This is a genomic window from Arthrobacter sp. ISL-72, from assembly GCF_018613755.1.
GTDB lineage: Bacteria > Actinomycetota > Actinomycetes > Actinomycetales > Micrococcaceae > Arthrobacter.
The window spans coordinates 63,163-78,474 of record NZ_JAGGPP010000006.1 but is presented as its reverse complement, the minus strand read 5'-3'; the positions used below and the strand labels follow the sequence as shown (position 1 = coordinate 78,474).

At 64.7% G+C, this 15,312-nt stretch carries 12 protein-coding genes and 2 tRNA genes; 3 read left to right on the top strand and 11 right to left on the bottom strand.

Annotated elements, in window-relative coordinates; translation table 11 throughout:
• Positions 1-307: 307 nt before the first annotated feature.
• Together J7I92_RS05690 and J7I92_RS05685 are read right to left on the bottom strand one after the other, a co-directional pair.
• Positions 308-1,072 (bottom strand): SDR family oxidoreductase, encoded by a 765-nt coding sequence (locus J7I92_RS05690; RefSeq protein ID WP_214838447.1) that lies wholly within the window; start codon positions 1,070-1,072, stop codon positions 308-310.
• Positions 1,073-1,081: 9 nt separating this feature from the next.
• Complete coding sequence (locus J7I92_RS05685; RefSeq protein ID WP_214838445.1) at positions 1,082-1,441, bottom strand: DUF488 domain-containing protein; 360 nt, start codon at positions 1,439-1,441, stop codon at positions 1,082-1,084.
• Positions 1,442-1,502: 61 nt separating this feature from the next.
• On the opposite strand from J7I92_RS05685, the gene valS reads away from it, so the two are divergent.
• A complete protein-coding gene (gene valS, locus J7I92_RS05680) occupies positions 1,503-4,124 on the top strand; it encodes a valine--tRNA ligase (RefSeq protein WP_214838443.1) in 2,622 nt (873 codons plus the stop codon).
• A gap of 373 nt (positions 4,125-4,497) precedes the next feature.
• On the opposite strand, the gene J7I92_RS05675 is transcribed toward valS, so the two are convergent.
• The 6 genes from J7I92_RS05675 to J7I92_RS05650 all read right to left on the bottom strand — a co-directional run bounded on the left by J7I92_RS05675 (position 4,498) and on the right by J7I92_RS05650 (position 9,783).
• The gene (locus tag J7I92_RS05675; protein ID WP_214838441.1) at positions 4,498-5,112 is read right to left on the bottom strand and encodes a DsbA family protein; all 615 of its coding nucleotides are present in this window, start codon (positions 5,110-5,112) and stop codon (positions 4,498-4,500) included.
• A gap of 68 nt (positions 5,113-5,180) precedes the next feature.
• On the bottom strand, positions 5,181-6,470 hold the full coding sequence (gene clpX, locus J7I92_RS05670; RefSeq protein ID WP_028268994.1) for an ATP-dependent Clp protease ATP-binding subunit ClpX: 1,290 nt from the start codon (positions 6,468-6,470) through the stop codon (positions 5,181-5,183).
• Between the two features lie 198 nt (positions 6,471-6,668).
• Positions 6,669-7,328, bottom strand: coding sequence for an ATP-dependent Clp protease proteolytic subunit (locus tag J7I92_RS05665; protein ID WP_214838439.1), 660 nt, complete (start codon positions 7,326-7,328; stop codon positions 6,669-6,671).
• Positions 7,329-7,363: 35 nt separating this feature from the next.
• Positions 7,364-7,975: an ATP-dependent Clp protease proteolytic subunit gene (locus tag J7I92_RS05660; protein WP_214839034.1), complete on the bottom strand. Its 612-nt coding sequence runs from the start codon at positions 7,973-7,975 to the stop codon at positions 7,364-7,366.
• A 269-nt stretch (positions 7,976-8,244) separates the two neighbouring features.
• Complete coding sequence (gene tig, locus J7I92_RS05655; protein WP_214838437.1) at positions 8,245-9,642, bottom strand: trigger factor; 1,398 nt, start codon at positions 9,640-9,642, stop codon at positions 8,245-8,247.
• A 66-nt stretch (positions 9,643-9,708) separates the two neighbouring features.
• Positions 9,709-9,783 (bottom strand) — tRNA-Pro (locus J7I92_RS05650).
• 155 nt (positions 9,784-9,938) lie between these two features.
• Between J7I92_RS05650 and J7I92_RS05645 the strand changes: the two genes are divergently transcribed.
• Positions 9,939-10,012 (top strand) — tRNA-Gly (locus J7I92_RS05645).
• A gap of 68 nt (positions 10,013-10,080) precedes the next feature.
• Here J7I92_RS05645 and J7I92_RS05640 read toward each other — a convergent pair.
• From J7I92_RS05640 to J7I92_RS05630, 3 genes are all read right to left on the bottom strand, one after another.
• Positions 10,081-11,019, bottom strand: a complete 939-nt coding sequence (locus tag J7I92_RS05640; RefSeq protein WP_214838434.1) for a DNA-formamidopyrimidine glycosylase family protein — start codon at positions 11,017-11,019, stop codon at positions 10,081-10,083.
• Positions 11,019-11,513 carry a ribose-5-phosphate isomerase gene (locus J7I92_RS05635; RefSeq protein WP_214838432.1) on the bottom strand — a complete coding sequence of 165 codons (495 nt, stop codon included), beginning with the start codon at positions 11,511-11,513 and terminating at the stop codon, positions 11,019-11,021. The genes J7I92_RS05640 and J7I92_RS05635 overlap by 1 nt, the downstream gene beginning before the upstream one ends.
• Positions 11,514-11,607: 94 nt before the next feature.
• Entirely contained in the window at positions 11,608-12,609 is a 1,002-nt protein-coding gene (locus J7I92_RS05630) for a hypothetical protein (protein ID WP_214838430.1), read from the bottom strand.
• Positions 12,610-12,754: 145 nt separating this feature from the next.
• Between J7I92_RS05630 and pepN the strand changes: the two genes are divergently transcribed.
• Positions 12,755-15,307, top strand: a complete 2,553-nt coding sequence (pepN, locus tag J7I92_RS05625) for an aminopeptidase N (RefSeq protein ID WP_214838428.1) — start codon at positions 12,755-12,757, stop codon at positions 15,305-15,307.
• Positions 15,308-15,312 lie beyond the last annotated feature (5 nt).

The window sequence follows — 15,312 nt, the reverse complement described above, 5'->3', positions numbered from 1 at the left end:
TGGGTTGAGCTGGTGAACAAGTGGATCATTCAGGATGCGAGGACGGCCCGTGCGCTGCTTTCCAACAGCACCGGCACCGCGGTACCACCTCACTTACCGTCGCCGGCGCATCCCCACGAAAGTGGAGCTGTCCCGGCGTCGGCCGCTCATTTGCTGCTGTGACGGGCTTACCCGTCCGGTTCTACTGGTCCGGAGCCTGCGCTGCAGGCACCGGAGGTTCTTCCGGAAGCTCACCGGTGATGGCCGGGTCAAAGCTGATACTCGATTCTACCCAGAGTTGGCGCCTTCTGTGGTAACCGGAGCCGGCTCAGCCCTGTTTGCGGATGAGCTTGTAGTTGGCCGCCTGCGCCACCGGCCTGATCACGATCTGGTCCAGGTTCACGTGGTGTGGCGCGGTGACGGCGTAGCGGATCACGTCGGCGACGTCGGCAGCCGTCAGCGGCTTCTCGACCCCCTGGTAGACCTTGCCGGCGGCTTCCTGGTCGCCGCCGAGCCTGTTCAACGCAAACTCCTCGGTGTGCACCAGCCCCGGTGCAACCTCGATGACGCGGACGTTGTGTTCCACCTCTTCGAGCCGCAGGGCACCCGTCATGGCGTGCTGGGCGAACTTGGCCGCGTTGTAGCCGCCGCCACCTTCATAGGCGGCCAGTCCCGCCGTCGAAGTCAGGTTCAGGACTGTCCCTTCCCCGCAGGCGCGCAGCATGGGAAGGAAGGCGCGGGTCAGTTTCATGGTCCCCAGCACGTTGACGTCGAACATCCACTCCCAGTCATCGGTCTTGGCATCCGCGATCCGGTCCGCGCCGCGCGCACCGCCGGCAATGTTGATGAGGGTGTCGATGCCGCCGGCCTGCGTCACTTCGGCCAGGAGCCGTTCGACATCGGCATCGTCCGCGATGTCCGCGGGTACGGCGGCGGCGCCCGTCTCCTCCGCTAGTGCAGCCAGGCGGTCCTCCCGGCGCGCGACGGCAAAGACCTTCCACCCCTCAGCCCGCAGCGCGCGGACCGTGGCCTCGCCGATTCCCGTGCTTGCGCCTGTAACTACTGCTGCCTTCGTGTTCTTTTCCTCAGTCATGGCAACACCCTAGCGCCGCAGGAACTCCAGAAGCACACGGGCGTTGTTGATCTCCGGGTCCCTGGCGCCATACAGCAGCGTGACCCGCCGGTGCTTCCCTGCCAGCTCCCGAAGGGTGTCCACGGCCGGATTGTTTTCGAGCTCGGCCTCGTACTGCTTCCGGAAGTCCGCGAACCGTTCCTGCATGTGGGCGAACTCTGTCCGCAGCGGCGCCGACGGCGCGATGTCCTTGAGCCAGAGGTCCAGCCTGGCGCGCTCCTTACTGATGCCCCGGGGCCACAGCCGGTCCACCAGCACCCGGAAACCGTCGTCGTCGGCCGGTTCATCGTAGACACGTTTCATCGCCAGGTGGCGGGCTGCACTGTCCATACCGGGATGCTACGGCAGGGATCCGCGCAGGCGATGGAAGAGATCATGAAACAATTGCTCCATGGCTGAAGACAAACAGGGTACAGACACGCCCACCACTGCCCCTATCAACGTTCCGGACAAGCCCGCCCTGGAAGGGCTGGAGGCTGCGCTGACGCAGCGCTGGCTGAGTGAAGGAACCTACAAGTTCAACCCGGACACGACGCGCGAGCAGGTCTACTCGATCGACACTCCCCCGCCGACGGCATCAGGTTCGCTCCACGTGGGCCACATGTTCTCCTTCACGCAGACCGACGTGCAGGCGCGGTACATGCGCATGACGGGCAAGAACGTCTTCTACCCGATGGGCTGGGACGACAACGGCCTGCCCACCGAACGCCGCGTCCAGAACTACTACGGTGTGCGCTGCGACCCAGCCATCCCCTACAACGCTGGCTACCGTCCGCCGGCCCAGCCGGCCAAGAACCAGCGCGACTTCGACGTCGTGTCCCGGCAGAACTTCATCGAGCTCTGTGAAGAACTCGCGGTAGAGGACGAGAAGGTCTTCGAGAACCTGTTCCAGACCCTCGGGCTCTCCGTCGACTGGGACCTGACCTACCGCACCATCGATGACACCTCCCGTGCGGTGTCCCAGCGAGCGTTCCTTGCCAACCTCGCAGCGGGTGACGCCTACATGGCGGAGGCGCCCACCCTCTGGGACGTGACGTTCCGGACCGCCGTTGCTCAGGCCGAGCTTGAGGACCGCGAAGTTGCCGGCGCCTACTACCGCTATCCCTTCTTCACAGAAGACGGGGAAAAGATCTTCATTGAGACCACGCGCCCTGAGCTGCTGGCCGCCTGCGCAGCCCTGGTGGCAAACCCCGACGACGAACGGTACCAGCCGCTGTTCGGCAAGACCGTGAAGTCCCCGCTCTTTGAGGTCGAGCTTGAGGTCAAGGCCCACCCGCTCGCCAAGGCGGACAAGGGCTCGGGCATCGCCATGGTGTGCACCTTCGGTGACCTGACCGACGTCACGTGGTGGCGCGAACTTCAGCTGCCCACGCGCGCCATCATGGGCCGCGACGGCCGCATCATTGCCGAGACCCCGGAGTGGATCACCACCGACGCCGGGCGGGAAGCCTACGCTGCGATTGCCGGCAAGACCGCTTTCTCGGCCAAGGAAGCCGTGGTTGAGCTGCTCGCCGCGGCTGGCCTCCTGGATGGAGAACCCAAGAAAATCACGCACCCGGTGAACTTCTTCGAAAAGGGCGACAAGCCGCTCGAAGTTGTCACGTCCCGCCAGTGGTACATCCGCAACGGCGGCCGTGACGAGGAACGCCGCGAACGCCTCATCGGACGCGGCCAGGAGATCAACTTCCACCCGTCGTTCATGCGCTCCCGGTACGAAAACTGGATCGCCGGCCTCAACGGGGACTGGCTGGTCTCCCGCCAGCGCTTCTTCGGTGTGCCCATCCCGGTCTGGTACCCCTTGGACGCCCAGGGCAACCCGGACTACGACAACCCCGTCCTGCCGTCTGACGAGTCGCTGCCCGTCGATCCGGCCGCCGACGCCGCCCCGGGATTCGACGAGTCCCAGCGCGACCAGCCGAACGGCTTCACGGGCGACGCCGACGTCCTGGACACCTGGGCAACGTCATCCCTGACACCGCAGATCGTGGGCGGCTGGAGCCGGGATGAGGACTTGTTCGCCAAGGTCTACCCGTTCGACCTCCGCCCCCAGGGCCACGACATCATCCGGACCTGGCTGTTCTCTTCCGCGGTCCGTGCCGATGCACTGCAGAAGAGTGCGCCGTGGAAGCACGCCGCCATTTCCGGCTGGATCCTGGACCCGGACCGCAAGAAGATGTCCAAGTCCAAGGGCAACGTTGTGGTACCCACCGACGTCCTCAACGAGTACGGCTCGGACGCTGTCCGTTACTGGGCGGCCTCGGCCAAGCTCGGCGTGGACACCGCATACGAGATCGCCCAGATGAAGATCGGGCGGCGCCTGGCCATCAAGCTGCTCAACGCCTCGAAGTTCGTCCTGAACCTCGGCGCCACCGAAAACTCGGTGGTTTCAACGGACCTGTCCGTGCTCACCAATGCCCTGGACCGTGCACTGCTGGCCCAGCTTTCGGATGTGGTGGCGCAGGCGACCAAGGCGTTCGACAACTACGACTACGCCCGGGCCCTGCAGATCAGCGAAAGCTTCTTCTGGCAGTTCACCGACGACTACGTGGAACTCATCAAGGACCGTGCCTACGGTGCCGCCGGTGAGTCGGAACAGGCGTCCGTTCTGGCCGCCCTGGCCACCACGCTGGATACCCTGCTGAGGCTGTTCGCTCCGTTCCTTCCTTTCGCAACCGAAGAGGTCTGGGGCTGGTGGCGCAGCGGTTCAGTGCACCGCGCCGAATGGCCCGCTGCCCTGGAAGTGTCCGACGGCGACACCACCATGCTCGCGACCGTGGGCGTTGCACTGAGCGGTATCCGCAAGGCCAAGTCCGAAGCGAAGGTCAAGCAGCGCACCGAGGTCCTGTCCGCGACGATCACCGCCACGGAATCACTGACCACGCAGCTGAAGGCAGGCCTTGCCGACCTGAAGGCAGCCTCCAATGCACGCGAGCTGACCCTCGTGGCCGGCGAAGGTGAACTCACCGTCAGCGATGTTGTGCTGGCACAGCCGGAAGAAGCGCCAACGGTCTGACAGCTGCAGCTTCCGCAAAACAATGAAAGCCCCGCCGGCTCCTGTGCCGGCGGGGCTTCGTTTTCTGTGTCCTAATTTTTGGGCAAAGGGGAAGCCCCATCAGCTTTTCGCGGTTGGTGGGGCTTCGACTTTTCGATTGTCTCGTGACGTCTGTGACAATCTGGCGGAATCCTCGGAATTTCAGGTCTTACTACCTCGTCACTGGTAGCCAGCTTCTGACTTTGCCGAAGGCTGCGTCAGATGCGTGTCACTGAATCTTTGGTTTCCGTGTCCCTCTTCTTTCGAAGTGGGTAAGAACTATTGTTGTCCCACCCAGGGCGAACCGCAAGGGGCCCGGAAGAACTACATCACAGTAATTCTCCCGGCCGCCGGGCTAGTTGAATTCGGGCCGCTCCGTGCGGCTGCGCTTGATCTCAAAGAAATGCGGGTAGGCGGCCAGGGTCACCGATGCATCCCACAGACGGCCGGCTTCCTCTCCGCGGGGAATGCGCGTCAGCACCGGACCGAAGAATGCCGTGCCGTTGAAGGCCACCACCGGCGTTCCGACATCCTGGCCCACGAGCGAGATACCCTCTTCATGGCTGGCGCGGAGCTGCTCATCGAAGGCGTCGGAGGATGCTGCCGACGCCAGCCCGGCCGGCAGCCCGCACTCCGCGAGGGCCTTGGCGATCACGATGCCGAAGTCCTTCTCGCCGCCGTCGTGGATCAGGCTGCCCATGGCGTCATACAGCGGCTTGACCACCTGGTCGCCGTGCTGCTCCCGGGCAGCGATGATGACGCGGACGGGGCCCCAGGCTTTGTCCATCAGTTCGCGGTACCCGGGTTCAAGGTCACGGCCCTCGTTCAGCACGGCGAGGCTCATCACGTGCCACTCCGTCCTGATGTCGCGGACTCCTTCGACCTCCCCGACCCAGCGGGACGTGATCCAGGCGAAGGGGCACAGGGGGTCGAACCAGAAGTCGGCTTTGCTCACAGTGGTTTCAGGCACAGGAAGTCTCCTCGAAAAAAGTCGTCAGGTCACGGGGCGCCGGGCGCACCTTCAACCACAGCGGGAAACTAAGCGGATTTATTCCGCCGCTTGGCCACGACGTCGTGCGCGATCATGGTGGGCTGCGCCTTCTTTGCCACGACGTCGGCGGTGATAACAACGCTCGCGATGTCATCACGGCTCGGAAGATCGAACATGACGGGCAGGAGGACTTCCTCCATGATGGCGCGGAGCCCACGGGCGCCGGTCCCCCGTTCCAGTGCCTGGTCCGCGATCATGTCCAGCGCCGCGTCGTCGAAAAGCAGCTCGACGCCGTCGAGCTGGAACATCTTCTGGTACTGCTTCACGAGGGCGTTCTTGGGTGTCGAGAGAATCTGGATCAACGCCGGGCGGTCCAGATTGGACACGGTGGTGATGACGGGAAGCCTGCCGATGAATTCCGGGATCAGTCCAAACTTCAGCAGGTCCTCCGGCATGACTTCACCGTAGGAGTCCGAGTTGTTCTTGACCTCGTTGAGCGGCGCACCGAAGCCGATGCCCTTGCGGCCGGAGCGGGAACCGATGATATCCTCGAGCCCCGCGAAGGCTCCGGCGACGATGAAGAGCACGTTGGTGGTGTCGATCTGGATGAATTCCTGGTGCGGGTGCTTCCGGCCGCCCTGCGGCGGAACCGAGGCCACGGTGCCTTCCAGGATCTTCAGCAGCGCCTGCTGCACGCCCTCACCGGACACATCCCGGGTGATGGAAGGGTTTTCGCTCTTGCGGGAGATCTTGTCGATCTCGTCAATGTAAATGATGCCCTGTTCGGCCTTCTTGACGTCATAGTCAGCGGCCTGGATGAGCTTCAGGAGGATGTTTTCGACGTCCTCGCCGACGTATCCGGCTTCGGTGAGTGCCGTGGCATCCGCGACGGCGAACGGGACGTTGAGGCGACGCGCGAGGGTCTGGGCGAGGTAGGTCTTGCCGCAGCCGGTGGGGCCGATCAGGAGGATGTTCGACTTGGCGATCTCGACGTCGTCGTGATGGACGCCTTCGGCAAGGCTACCGCTCTTGGGGGCGTGGCCGGCCTGGATGCGCTTGTAGTGGTTGTACACCGCGACGGCGAGGGAACGTTTGGCGGGCTCCTGGCCGATGACGTATTCCTGCAGGAAGTCGAAGATCTCGCGCGGTTTGGGCAGCTCGAAACTGCCGAGGTCCGCTACTTCCGCGAGCTCCTCTTCAATGATCTCGTTGCAGAGCTCAATGCACTCATCGCAGATGTACACGCCGGGCCCGGCAATGAGCTTGCGCACCTGCTTTTGGCTCTTTCCGCAGAAAGAGCACTTCAGCAGATCCGTGCTCTCGCCAATCCGAGCCATATGTGAACCCCTTAGTATCTTGCCGCTATCGCAGCACTGCACCGGTTGCTGGAATCACGGTGGGTCCGGAAGGTCCGGCCGTGACATGTTCCACTCTAGGTCACATTCGGCCTGAGGGGTGGAACCTTACGTGTTGAAAACGAAAGCCGGTGCGGTCCATTTTCCATGAACCGCACCGGCTCCGCGTGTCGTGCCATTTTACCTGGAGATCACCTGCGGCTTGATCTTGCGGGAGTCCAGGACCTGGTCGATCAGGCCGTAGGACTGCGCCTCAGCCGCCGTGAGGATCTTGTCACGCTCGATGTCGTTGTTGACCTGCTCGGAGGTCCGGCCTGAGTGCTTCGCCAGGGTGTCCTCGAGCCAGGAGCGCATCCGCATGACTTCCGCGGCCTGGATCTCGAGGTCCGAGGCCTGGCCGCCCTGGCCGCCGGACAGTGCCGGCTGGTGGATCAGGACGCGCGCGTTCGGCAGTGCCAGCCGCTTGCCCGGCGTTCCTGCTGCGAGCAGCACGGCCGCGGCGCTTGCAGCCTGGCCAAGGCACACCGTCTGGATCTCGGGACGGATGTACTGCATGGTGTCATAGATCGCGGTCATGGCCGTGAAGGAACCGCCCGGCGAATTGATGTAAAGCGTGATATCGCGGTCCGGGTCGGTGGACTCAAGCACCAGCAGCTGGGCCATGACGTCGTCAGCAGAGGCGTCATCCACCTGTACGCCAAGGAAGATAATGCGGTCCTCGAACAGCTTGGTGTACGGGTCCTGGCGCTTAAAGCCGTAGGGGGTACGCTCCTCAAACTGCGGCAGGACGTAGCGGCTGGTGGGCAGGTTCCCGGCAGTCGATCCGAAATTGTAGTTCATGTTCATTTCTCCTGGAATCATTACTGTCGTGCCGGTTAGTTGTCCGCGCCGCTGGCGTTTTGAGTGCCGCCGCCGCCGGCCACAGATCCCGCGTGCGCGGCGATCTTGTCGAAGAAACCGTATTCAAGGGCCTCGGGAGCCGTGAACCACTTGTCGCGGTCGTTGTCCTTGAGGATGGTCTCCACCTCCTGCCCGGTCTGATCGGCGGTCAGTTCCGCCATGACCTTCTTCATGTGCAGGATCAGCTCGGCCTGGATCTTGATGTCCGAGGCGGTGCCACCGATGCCGCCGGACGGCTGGTGCATCAGAATGCGGGCGTTCGGGGTAGCGTAGCGCTTGCCCTTGGTGCCGGAGGACAGGAGGAACTGGCCCATCGAGGCGGCGAGGCCGGTGGCGACCGTGACGACGTCGTTCGGGATGAACTGCATGGTGTCGTAGATGGCCATGCCGGCGGTCACTGAGCCGCCCGGCGAGTTGATGTACAGGTAGATGTCCTTATCGGGGTTCTCGGCCGACAGCAGCAGCAGCTGCGAGCAGATCGCGTTGGCGTTCTCATCGCGGACCTCGGAGCCAAGCCAGATGATGCGCTCTTTCAGCAGGCGGTTGTAGATGTAGTTGTCCTGGGCTGCCGGATCGACAGTTGCCATCCGGGGTGCCCCTGCTTGCTGTGACATATGTACTTACCTCTCGCTGGCGACGGTGGCGTCACGGGACGACGCCACTGAAAATCACTACTTGGACACTAACCGGTTTCCCTGACGTTTTGTTCTCGCGGATCGCACTGTTCGCTGACGGCGCACGATTGCCGCCGGCGGCCCGGGGCCCCGGTACTTCCAGGGGGAAGATCCGGCTTAAATGGGGAAGCCCCCGGACCAGGATCCGGGGGCTTCCGCGCGGTGTTGAGAGACAGCGCGAGTTAGAACTTCACTGCTGCCGGGTCGTCGCTGGGAACAGCTTCCTCGGCGGCGGCTTCGCCTTCGACGGCGGGAGCTTCTTCAGCTTCAGCGGCAGGAACCTCTTCGCCGCCGGGGCGCACGAAGTCACTCAGGTCAACCTTGTTGCCCTCGGAGTCCGTAACCTCGGCCTGGCCCAGCACAACGGCCAGGGCCTTCCGGCGGCGGACCTCGGAAACCATCATGGGAACCTGGCCGGACTGGTCGATGATCTGGGCGAACTGGTTCGGGTCCATGCCGTACTGGCTGGCGGTGGTGACGATGTAGTCGATCAGCTCGTTCTGGCTGACGCCGACCTCTTCCTTGTCAGCGATGGCGTCAAGGATGATCTCGTTCTGGAAAGCACGCTCGGTGTTGGCCTTGACCTCGGCGCGGTGCTCGTCGGTGTCGTGCTCGCCTTCACCGTGGGAGTTCTCGGCCTTGAAGTGCTGCTCGAGCTGCTCTTCGACGACCGACGCAGGAACAGGAACCTCAACCAGCTCAACGAGCTTGTCCAGGACCTTGTCACGCGCCTCGACACCCTGCTCGACAACCTTGGATTCGGAAGCCTGCTTAGCGAGGTCCTCACGCAGTTCGGCCAGAGTGTCGAACTCGGAGGCCAGCTGGGCGAAGTCGTCGTCGGCCTCGGGAAGCTCGCGCTCCTTGACGGACTTGACCACTACCTTGACCTGCGCAGCTTCGCCGGCGTGGTCGCCGCCCACGAGGGTGGTGTCGAAGATGGCGTCCTCGTCGGCGCTGAGGCCCGTCACGGCCTCGTCGAGGCCTTCGAGCATGGTGCCGGCACCGACCTGGTAGGACAGGCCGGAGGCGGAGTCAACCTCGGCGCCGTCGATGGAGGCAGTGATGTCGATGGTCAGGAAGTCTCCGTCGGCAGCCGGGCGGTCCACGGACTTGAGCGTGCCGAAGCGGCCGCGGAGTTCGTCGAGTGCCTTGTCAACATCGGCTTCGGAGGACTCAGCCGCGGCAACCTCAACCTTGATGCCGGCGTAGTCGGGCAGCTCGATCTCGGGCCGGACGTCAACTTCAGCGTGGAACTTGAGTTCGCCGTCGGTGGCCGTCGGGTCCGGAACCTCGGTGATCTCAACCTCGGGACGGCTCAGGGGACGGATGCCGGTTTCTTGCACGGCCTCCTGGTACCAGCCGTTGAGGCCTTCGTTGATGGCCGTTTCCAGCACGTAGCCGCGGCCAACGCGCTGGTCGATCAGCTTTGCGGGGACCTTACCCTTGCGGAAGCCGGGGACCTGGATCTGCGAAGCAACAGTCTTGTATGCCTCATCGATGCTGGGCTTCAATTCCTCAAAGGGGACCTCAACATTGAGCTTGACCCGCGTGGGGGTGAGGTTCTCGACAGCGCTCTTCACAGTCTAAGTACTCCTGGTTTTGTGGGATGGGGTTCTGCAAACGCAATGATCTGACAAGCTGCAGAGTCGGGGTGACAGGATTTGAACCTGCGACTTCCTGCTCCCAAAGCAGGCGCTCTAGCCAAGCTGAGCTACACCCCGTAAGTGCACAGAACAGTCTACGGTCATATCGAGCGGATATGCACATTTGACACTGGGGCCCTGAATTAGGTTTAGTTATATCCGGCTCGAGCAGCCGACCGGAAAATGCACCGACTGCCATCCGGCATTTAGAATGTTGGTGGATGAGTGTTTCCGGGGACGTAGCTTAATGGTAAAGCCTCAGTCTTCCAAACTGATTACGCGGGTTCGATTCCCGTCGTCCCCTCCAGGACAGCCCTGCAGGACACCAGGCAGGACAACAAGAAAGCCCCTCTGCGGAGGGGCTTTTTTGTTGCCTCAGGATCCCCGCTGGCACGTGGGGCACCAAAACAGCTTGCGCGCAGCGAGTTCAGCCAGTGCCACCGGGGTCCCGCAGTCGCGGCACTCGAGGCCTTGCCGCCGGTACACGAAGTGGGACTCCTCCGGTGCCGGCAGCCCCGCGCCCGGATCGGTCCAGTAGCGGGGCGGCGTGGTGATGATCCTGCCGTCGCGGACGCCGTCGGACATCATCGCCACTGTGTCGTCCCACAGCTGCCCTGCCGCCCCGGGCTCCAGGGAACGGCCGGGCAGCCAGGGATGGAGGCCCTGGCGGAAGAGCAGTTCAGCGCGGTAGACGTTCCCGACGCCGGCAATCACTTTCTGGTCCATAAGCAGCGCCGCAAGCGGCGTTTTCCGCGCCCGCACGCCGGCAACGAAGCCTGCCTTGTCCCCCGGAACGTTGCGAAGCGGGTCCGGTCCCAGCCGACCCAGCACGGCATCGGCTTCCTCCTCGGTGATCGCGTGGCACGTGGTGGCGCCCCTGAGGTCCGCCCAGCCGTGGTCTCCGGCGAGCCGGACGCGGACGGCGCCGACGGGCGCGGGAGGACCCGTGTAACCGAAAGCGCCCTGGTTCTCTGCCGCGTCGGCCTGCTCAGCTCCGGCCGGCGGGCCGTCGTCGTACACCTCCCGCTCCCCCATCTTCCGGGGGGCGCCAATGCTGGAGGCTCCGCGGAAGGTGGCGTCACCGCCGAAGTCCCAGGCGCCATAGAGGCCAAGGTGCACGTGCAGGACCAGCCCGTGGTCGAAGTGCAGGAACAGGTGCTTCCCGTGCGCCACTGTGCCGACCAGGATGCGGCCATCCAGCAGGGCCGCTCCGTCGGCGAAGCGGCCCTGCGGACTGGAAACGGCGAGCCGCCGGTCTGAAAATACGTCCGAAAACTGGCGCGCCAGCCGGTGGACGGAATGCCCCTCGGGCACTAGGCGATAACCTCACCGGTGTTCTCGTAGGCCGCGATCTTGCCGATCCGGCGGACGTGGCGCTCGTCGTTGCTGAACGGTTCCTGCAGGAAGGCCTCAATGATCTCCGTGGCTTCCTCCACGCTGTGCTGGCGGCCCCCGACGGCCACGACGTTCGCGTCGTTGTGGTCCCGGGCAAGGGTGGCGGTGGAGAGGTTCCAGGCCAGTGCAGCGCGGACGCCCTTGACCTTGTTGGCCGCGATCTGCTCGCCGTTGCCCGAGCCGCCCAGCACGATGCCCAGAGCGTGGACGCCGGCGGCCTGGTCCGCCACGACAGCAAGTCCCGCGTTGATGCAGAACGACGGGTAGTCATCCAGGGCGTCGTAGACCTTGGGTCCGTGGTCAACCACGTCATAGCCCTTGGCCGTGAGGTGGGCCACCAGGTGGGCGCTGAGCTCCATTCCGGCGTGGTCGGTGGCTATGTGGACGCGCGGGAAGTCGGGGTTTGTGGTCACGGCGGTATCCGTTCAGTCATGAGCACCGGTAGGCTTCCGGGCTGCTTCGGGGGTCGGATCCAAGCGTACTAGGACGCAGGTGCCGCCCGGGATGTTACGGCTGGGGCGGGCGCTTCTCCCCGCGCGCCCGGGCAGCCACGCGGGACAGCACCGCGGCCACCCTTTCCGCGGAGTCCGTGCTGCCGCCGCTGACAGCCACTTTCTTGCCGTCAGCGCGGTTGACCACGACGGCGGGGCCACTGCTGACGAGCATCGCGGTGGTCCCGCCGTGGTGGCGGTAGCCCCAGCCGCCGTAGTCTGCGGCACGGACCTCAGCCGGCGACGCCGAGGAAATTGCGGCCGCCGGAACCTCCATCACCCGGACGAAGCCCGCGACGAAGACCCGCAGCCCGCTCCGGTCAACGATGATCCGGGCGAACAGGAAGGCGGCTGCCAGCACGGCCAGGACCACCAGCAGGGCACCGAGCCAGGGCAGGGCGATGGAGATCAGGGCTGCCGGGAAGAGCGAGGCCACGCCCAGCATCACGAACACCGAGCTGCGGGCGTGTACCCACAACCGCACGGAATCGGTCGCGAGTTCGGGGTCCAGTTCACGGTCCAGGGCCTCCTGCAGCGCGCGTTCGTCGTCGACGGACCACTGTTCATCCGCTTTGAAGACAAAGCCCATGATGACCCCAAGGGCCAGGGCCGCCCCGCTCCCGAGCGCCAATGCCGACATGTCGACCCGGGCCTCACGGACATCGGCGATTCCCGCCTGGCCCACCAGCACCGCGGCCAGTGCAGTTGTGACGAAGAGAGTGACGCTTAGTCCGGCGCCCATCAATAAGCGGCGCATCACAGTGGGCCGGCTCAAAGGTGCCGCCTGTCCCAGGGCGAGCCACCCCACCACCGTGATGATCAGGGCGCCGACTGCCACAAAGGCGGAAAACGGCGCAAAGCCGACCGGACCGGCGTCGGACCAGCGGACCGCCATGGGGTCCGGCACGTCCGGCCGGAGCAGAAGTGCGCAGACCACGAATGCGGCGGCCAGCAGCACCGGAAACCCGATCGCGAACCGCAGTGCCTTGGCGTCCACCGAATCCCTGATCTTTCCCATACCCCCACGCTACCCCGCAGCGGCACGCTGTGATCCACCTAACTTGCCAATGCGCAATGAAGTGAAAGAATAATTTCACAGTGCAGGCAATGACCGTTGCCGGCCGGGAACGCAACCCTATTCTGGAGGCCCCACCTTGCCAGGCATGAACCTGACGCGCGCCGAAGCCCGTGAGCGCGCCGACCTCATTTCCGTTGAATCCTACGAAGTCAGCCTGGACCTGACCCGGGGTGACAAGGTCTTCGGATCCACCACGGCCGTGAAGTTCAGCGCACGCCCCGGGTCTTCCACGTTCATCGATGCAGTAACCCACAAGGTCCACAGCGTCATGCTCAACGGCATCGAGCTCGACCCGGCCGAGGTGTCCGACGGCGTCCGCATCCAGCTGCCGGACCTCGCCGCGGAGAACAACCTGCTGGTCGTGGCCGAGGCCCCGTACATGAACACGGGAGAAGGCCTCCACCGGTTTGTGGATCCGGTGGACAACGAGGTTTACCTGTACACGCAGTTTGAGGTGCCGGACTCCCGCCGGATGTTTGCGGTGTTCGAACAGCCCGACCTCAAGGCGAGCTTCACGTTCACTGTCACCGGGCCGTCGCACTGGGACCTGGTGTCCAACTCCCCCACTCCGGTCCCGATCGAAACCATTCCGGCCGAAGACGGCAGCGCCCGCTCGGTCTGGGAGTTTCCCGCCACTCCCCGGCTGTCCTCCTATGTCACGGCCCTGATCGCCGGCCCGTACCAGTCCGTGCGCAGCGAGGTGAAGTGCGCCGACGGGCGCGTCGTTCCCCTGGGTGTGTTCGCGCGCAAGTCGCTCATGCAGTACCTCGACGCGGACAACATCTTCGAACTGACCCGCCAGGGGTTCGAGTTCTTCGAGGCGCAGTTCGGCTGCCCCTATCCGTTCGAGAAGTACGACCAGCTCTTCGTCCCGGAGTTCAACGCCGGTGCCATGGAAAACGCGGGCGCCGTCACCATCCTGGAAGGCTATGTGTTCCGCGGCAAGGTCACGGGCGCGCAGATCGAACGCCGTGCCATCACGATCTTGCACGAGCTCGCGCACATGTGGTTCGGCGACCTCGTCACGATGCGCTGGTGGAACGACCTGTGGCTCAACGAATCGTTCGCCGAGTACATGTCCCATCTGGCGGCCGTGGAGAACACGGAGTTTGACCACGCCTGGACCACGTTTGCCTCGGTGGAGAAATCCTGGGCATACCGCCAGGACCAGCTGCCCACAACGCACCCGATTTTCGCCGAGATCAACAATTTGCAGGACGTTGAGGTGAACTTCGACGGCATCACCTACGCCAAGGGTGCCTCGGTGCTCCGCCAGCTGGTTGCCTGGGTGGGACCGGAGCAGTTCATGTCAGGCGTCCGTGAATACTTCAGCAAGCACGCGTGGAAAAACACCGAGCTGAGCGACCTCATGGTGGAGCTGGAAAAAGCCAGCGGCCGGGACCTGGACCAGTGGGGGCGGCTGTGGCTGGAGACCGCCGGGGTCAACACGCTGTCCCCGGACGTTTCGGTGGATTCCACCGGTGCGATCACCGCTTTCAGCATCGTACAGACCGCGGTGGCCGAGCAGCCCACCATCAGGCCGCACCGCCTGGCCGTCGGCTTCTACAACATCACCGACGGGCAGCTTGTCCGCGTGCACCGCGAAGAACTCGACGTCGACGGCGAACGCACCGACGTGCCTGCCCTGACCGGGCTGCAGCAGCCGGACCTGATCCTGCTCAACGACGACGACCTCGCCTATGCCAAGGTCCGCCTCGACCCGCAATCCCTGGCCACCGCGACGGCCCACCTGAAGGACTTCCGTGAAAGCCTGCCGAGGACGCTCGTCTGGGGATCTGCCTGGGACGCCGCCCGCGACGGCGAAACGCCGGCGCGCGGATACGTCGAACTGATCCTGGCGAACATCGCGTCCGAATCGGACTCCTCGGTGATCCTGGTCCAGCTCCGCCAGCTGGCCACAACGCTCAGCTATTACGTTGCCGAAGAGCACCGGGAGAAAACGTCAGTTGCCGCGGCCGACACCCTGTGGGACCTTGCCGGCACCGTTCCCCCGGGCTCCGATGCGCAGCTGCAGTTCGCTAAGTCCTACGCCCTGCTGGCCCGCAGCGACAGCCAGCTGGATACCGTTGCCGCCCTGCTGGACGGCTCTGCGGAACTGCCCGGCCTGACCGTGGACCAGGACCTGCGGTGGGAGCTGCTCGCCTCGCTCGTGGCCGGCGGCCGGTTCGGCCAGGACCGCATCGACGCCGAACTCGCGCAGGACAACACCGCGAACGGCCAGAACGCCGCCGCGCTGGCCAAGGCGGCCATCCCCACGGCCCGGGCCAAGGCCGAGGCGTGGGAGTCCATCGTGGTGAAGGGCGAGCTGTCGAACGCCCTGCAGGCGTCCGCGGTGGCGGGCTTCACGCGCGTGCTGGACCCGGCGCTGCTGGAGCCGTACACGGAGAAGTATTTCGACGCCGTTCCCGGCATCGTCGCCAACCGCACGCACGCACTGGCCCAGCAGATCGTCGTCGGGCTCTATCCGTCGCTGCAGACCACCCAGGCGACGGTGGACCGCACCGACGACTTCCTGGCCACGCTGCCCGAAGAAAGTGCCGCCCTGCGGCGGATGATGCTGGAAAACCGCGACGGCGTGGCCCGCGCGCTGCGTGCCCGCCAGGCCGACGTGGGGTAGGCGGC

Excerpts from the sequence above, each read along its gene's own strand:
- J7I92_RS05685 (WP_214838445.1), bottom strand. The coding sequence starts at position 1,441 with ATGGACAGTGCAGCCCGCCACCTGGCGATGAAACGTGTCTACGATGAA.
- clpX (WP_028268994.1), bottom strand. The coding sequence starts at position 6,470 with ATGGCTCGGATTGGCGAGAGCACGGATCTGCTGAAGTGCTCTTTCTGC.
- J7I92_RS05690 (WP_214838447.1), bottom strand. The coding sequence starts at position 1,072 with ATGACTGAGGAAAAGAACACGAAGGCAGCAGTAGTTACAGGCGCAAGC.
- valS (WP_214838443.1), top strand. The coding sequence starts at position 1,503 with ATGGCTGAAGACAAACAGGGTACAGACACGCCCACCACTGCCCCTATC.
- J7I92_RS05660 (WP_214839034.1), bottom strand. The coding sequence starts at position 7,975 with ATGGCAACTGTCGATCCGGCAGCCCAGGACAACTACATCTACAACCGC.
- J7I92_RS05665 (WP_214838439.1), bottom strand. The coding sequence starts at position 7,328 with ATGAACTACAATTTCGGATCGACTGCCGGGAACCTGCCCACCAGCCGC.
- pepN (WP_214838428.1), top strand. The coding sequence starts at position 12,755 with ATGAACCTGACGCGCGCCGAAGCCCGTGAGCGCGCCGACCTCATTTCC.
- J7I92_RS05630 (WP_214838430.1), bottom strand. The coding sequence starts at position 12,609 with ATGGGAAAGATCAGGGATTCGGTGGACGCCAAGGCACTGCGGTTCGCG.